Source organism: Vibrio sp. 811 (assembly GCF_033339195.1).
Genome location: NZ_JAWOUB010000365.1, coordinates 1 through 727, shown reverse-complemented (window position 1 = coordinate 727; position 727 = coordinate 1). Strand labels below are relative to the sequence as shown.

Below are 727 nucleotides of genomic sequence, written 5' to 3'. Positions count from 1 at the left end.
ATTTGAATCTCAGCAAGTAGCGACATTCACTCGCGGCTATTTGCGTTCTTACGCAAAGTTTGTCGGGCTAGATGAGAAAGTGGTGCTGGTTGCTCTAGAACAGACGGCAGATGTAAAGCCAAAAGAGCAAGACATCGAAATGCAAAGCTTTTCTCGTAAAACCAAACACGAGAAACACAACAGCCGAATTATGTTGCTGACTTGGGTAATAGCCATTGTCATCATCGGTATCTCAGCAGCTTGGTGGTGGCAAAATCAGCAAGAAAATAGTCTCGCTCAAGTTGTAGCAGAGGCTAATGTTGAAACAAGCCAACCAAGTGCCGATGAAATTGCTGATATTGATCTAATGACCGAAGAAGAGCTGATCGCAAGTACTCCAGCAGAACTAGCGGCATCAAACAATACAGCATCAGAATCATCCATCAATGCAGCGCAAACTGATGAAGTGGTATCTGCAGAAACAGAAGAGTCGACAACAGAAGCAACTCAAGAACCAGTTGCTGTGATTGAAGCAGCAGAAGAGGTTCAAGAAGCATCTCCTGTAGTGCCAGAAGGTATGACTCTGCTCACCATGAAATTTAAAGCAGATTGCTGGATCCAAGTAAAAGATACAAACGGCAAAACACTCGTAAGTGGCACTCAGAAACCGGGTCAAGATGTAGAACTTACCGGAAAAGCGCCATTTAAAGTGATATTAGGCGCACCGGAAGGTGTAACAATGACATTT

General features: G+C 44.0%; 1 protein-coding gene. It reads left to right on the top strand.

Features of this window, described 5'->3' with window-relative positions; genetic code table 11:
* The coding region (locus R7Q46_RS26900) for a RodZ domain-containing protein (RefSeq protein ID WP_318078188.1) at nt 1-727 on the top strand (727 nt) is incomplete at both ends.